This is a genomic window from Myxacorys chilensis (genome assembly GCF_059505265.1).
Genome location: NZ_JCACKG010000198.1, coordinates 1 through 3,385, shown reverse-complemented (window position 1 = coordinate 3,385; position 3,385 = coordinate 1). Strand labels below are relative to the sequence as shown.

General features: G+C 64.4%; 2 protein-coding genes. Both read left to right on the top strand.

The window, feature by feature from the left end; translation table 11 throughout:
- Positions 1-177: 177 nt before the first annotated feature.
- Positions 178-921, top strand: coding sequence for a PadR family transcriptional regulator (locus AC5JLB_RS18715; protein ID WP_495875338.1), 744 nt, complete (start codon positions 178-180; stop codon positions 919-921).
- An 88-nt stretch (positions 922-1,009) separates the two neighbouring features.
- A partial coding sequence (locus AC5JLB_RS18710; protein WP_495875337.1) for an FAD-binding and (Fe-S)-binding domain-containing protein occupies positions 1,010-3,385 on the top strand: 2,376 nt, incomplete at its 3' end.

Below are 3,385 nucleotides of genomic sequence, written 5' to 3'. Positions count from 1 at the left end.
GACAACGCGCCGGCGCCCACGCTTTAGCACCCTGCACAGAGCCACTACACCAACGCTCCGGAACCTCTGGTTTCGGAGCTTTTTTCTGTCTGAAACAATCGTAAGATATATCTTGAAAACGGTCGCGGGCGCTCTGATCTGTTAGATCAGGGAGCAAAAATATATCGGAGACACATCGTGCCAAGATACTGGAACAATGGTGAACCCAATTGGCGGCAGCTCGAGGCCATGGCCCGGCGCAGTTGGGGGCGCTTCGCCTCGGGGCTAGAGGGTGGCAACGAAGGGTGGGGCAATATGGGCGGCAACTTCCGCATCGGCCGCATGCTGGCTGCCGGCGACCTCCGCCTTGTCGCGCTTTACCTGATCGAGCAGCAGCCCCGTCACGGCTATGACCTGATCCGCGCCATCGAGGAAAAGTCGGGTGGCGTTTATACGCCCAGCCCCGGCATCGTATACCCAGCGCTGACCTTTCTGGAGGAGGCCGGCTACGTCACCTCCCAGGCCGAAGGTAACAAGAAGCTCTATACCATCACCGTTGAAGGCCGCGCCCATCTCAGCGACAACCGCGAAGCGATCGAGTCGACCCTCGCTTTTCTTGCAAAAGCCGGCGAGCAGATGAGCAAGTTTCGCGAATTTGCCCGCGCCGATTGGCCGTTCGGGCGCGATGGCGGACCAGGAGATGAGGGCCGTCCGCATGGTCGGGGTCCCGGCGCTCACTGGGGCGCGCCGCCCCCGCGCGGCGATGCCGACCGCGATCTCAAGGATGTGGTGCCCGAGCTGAACGAGGCCCGTCGTACCCTCAAGGCAGCGCTCAAGAAGGCGCGCCACGGCACCGAGGAACAGCAGCATCGCGCCGCCGAAATCCTCCGCCGTGCCGCCGCTGAACTCGACCGCCTGGGCGACGACGACATCGACATCTAGCCCCACCAGGGACGGCGAGCCACCTCGCCGTCCATCACTTGGGAAGGAGGCTCTTCGCGCCGATCAACTAACATGTTAGTTAGGGCGGATGCAGCAAGCCACCTCTCCGACCTCCTCCGCCTCCCTTCAGCCGCATCAAACCGCACCCGACCGGCAGGCTGCCGGTGAGCGTGTCGCGGCTCGCCTCAAGGGCGAGGTCCGTGGGCGAATATTCACCGACCCATTGATGACCTATGCCTGGAGCGGCGATGCCAGTTCGTACCGGCTCATCCCGGCCGTCGTGGTGTTCATCAATTCCGAGGATGAGGTCCGTGCCGTCATGCGGGCTGCACGAGCCGAGGGTCTACCCATAACCTTTCGCGCCGCAGGCACCTCGCTGAGCGGCCAGGCGGTGACCGATGGCGTGCTCGCCGTGCTGGGCGATGGCTGGCGCAAGCTCCAGATTCATCCAGGGGCAGAGCAGATCACCTTGGGGCCAGCGATCATCGTTGCCCAGGCCAATGCGGCGCTGAAACCCCATAACAAAAAGATCGGTCCCGATCCGGCATCCCAGGCCACCTGCAAGATCGGTGGCGTGGTCAACAACAACTCGTCCGGCATGTGTTGCGGGGTGGCGCAGAACACCTACCACACCATGGCGCGGCTGCGGATCGTCCTCACCGATGGCACGGTGCTCGATTCCGGAGATGCCGTGAGCCGGGACAGTTTCCGCATCACCCATGCCGCGATGCTTGAGGGCATAAGCCAGCTGCACCATGACGTGATGGCCGATGCCGAGCTCGTGGCGCTGATCCGCAAGAAATACCGCATCAAGAACACCGTCGGCTATTCGCTCAATGCTCTGGTCGATTATCACGATCCGCTGGAGATCCTCATCCACCTCATGGTGGGTTCGGAAGGCACGCTCGGCTTTGTGTCCGAGGTGACCTACAACACCGTGCCCGAGCACCCCTTCAAGGCCACGGCACTGGTGCCCTTCCCCGATCCACAGTCGGCTGGCCGCGCCATTATCCGCATGGCCAATGGCGGCGTGCAGGTGACGACGGGCGTTACCGCCGCCGAGTATATCGAGCGCCGAGCCCTTTCGACGGTGGAACACCTCGTTCCCATGGCCCCGCTCTTGCCCTGGCTCACCGAGAACTCGCCTGCCGTCTTGATCGACGTCACCGCACCCGACGCCGAAACCCTGGCGCGCGAGACTGCGGCCGCGGTGGCATTGCTGGGCGAAGAAGGCGCCACGCATATCGACTTCTCGACCGACGCGCATCGCAGCCACGAACTCTGGGATATTCGGAAGGGATTTTTTGCCTCCGCCGGTGCCATGCGTCCCAAGGGCAGCTCGATGCTGACCGAAGACGTGGCTGCGCCCATCGAGAAGCTTGCCGATTTCGTTCTCGACCTGCGCGCCATGCTCGACGAGCACGGCTATGAGGATGCGGTAATTTTCGGCCATGCCCTGGCCGGAAACCTCCACTTCCAGATGGGCGATGACTTTTCCAAGCCTGGTGCCGCCGAAAAGTTCGACGCGTTCTCCGCTGCCCTCAGCGACCTTGTATCGGTGCGCTACGGCGGCTCACTCAAGGCCGAACACGGCACTGGCCGCGCCATCGCCCCCTTCGTGGAAGCGGAATGGGGTTCCAAGGCCTATGCCCTGATGCACCGGATCAAGGCCCTGTTTGATCCCGAGGGGCTGCTTAACCCCGGCGTTCTGCTCAACAACGACAGCAAGATTCACGTCAAGCACCTCAAGGTCATGCCCCTGGCCGACGAGCTGGTTGACCTCTGCATCGAATGCGGCTTCTGCGAGCCCGCCTGCCCCAGCCACCACATGACGCTGTCGCCGCGCCAACGCATTGCGGTCACCCGTGAGCGCGAATACCTGCGCGCCACCGGAAGCGATCCCAAGCGGCTCGAACAGCTCGACCGCGATTTCCAGTATCCCGGCCTTGATACCTGCGCCGCCTGCAATCTTTGCTCCATCCGCTGCCCGGTGGGCATCGAGACGGGCACCATGATCATTGGCCAGCGGACGCAGCGGCGCGGCGCGACGGCGCGATCCGTGGCCGGCTTTGCTGCGGACCACCGCGGCGCGGTGGAAGCCATGATGCGCGGCGGCGTAGCCGTGGCTGATGCGGCACGGGCGGTTATCCCGGCGCCGATGGTGGAAGCCGTGACCGACGCGGCCCGGCGCCTGACGGGCGAACGGGTGCCCCGCGTTTCCCGCGCCTTGCGGCACGGACCGGGGTCGCCCAAACCAACCGAAACCCGGCAGAATCCCCGCCGCACCGGCTTTCCCGTGCCCATCGCCCAGACGGGGCGGCCGTCCATCGTTTACTTCCCAAGCTGCGCAACGCGCATGTTCGGCGCCCCAGCAACGCCCCATGCCTTGCTGCCGGCGCCGGAGGCCATGCTGGCTCTCCTGGAGCGGGCGGGCTTCGATGTCCTCATGCCCGAGCATCTGGGC